Source organism: Pseudomonas sp. UMAB-40, from assembly GCF_900095275.1.
In the GTDB taxonomy this organism is placed as follows: domain Bacteria; phylum Pseudomonadota; class Gammaproteobacteria; order Pseudomonadales; family Pseudomonadaceae; genus Aquipseudomonas; species Aquipseudomonas mandelii_B.
The window spans coordinates 1-251 of the sequence record NZ_LT607644.1; the positions used below are offsets into that span (position 1 = coordinate 1).

At 57.4% G+C, this 251-nt stretch carries 1 protein-coding gene; it reads left to right on the plus strand.

Translation table 11 applies throughout. The features are described from left to right. On the plus strand, positions 1 to 251 hold a 251-nt coding region (locus tag K0F88_RS32145; protein WP_219097886.1), incomplete at both ends, for a calcium-binding protein.

Genomic DNA, 251 nt, shown 5'->3' on the forward strand with positions numbered 1-251 from the left:
ACCGATCAGGTCACGGTCAAAGGCTGGTTTAACCGATCAACCTCCAGTGCTGATGCCACCGTTGCAGCCGTCATCGAACGTGTCGAATTTGCCGACGGGACGCTCTGGACGTGGGCGGGTCTTACCACTACGGGGCTAAATCAAGTGGGCACGACAGGTGTCGACACATTGGTCGGTTGGTCGGGCAACGACATCATTCATGGAGGGGAGGGTGACGACGTTTTCGATGGCGGGACCGGTTCCAACAAACT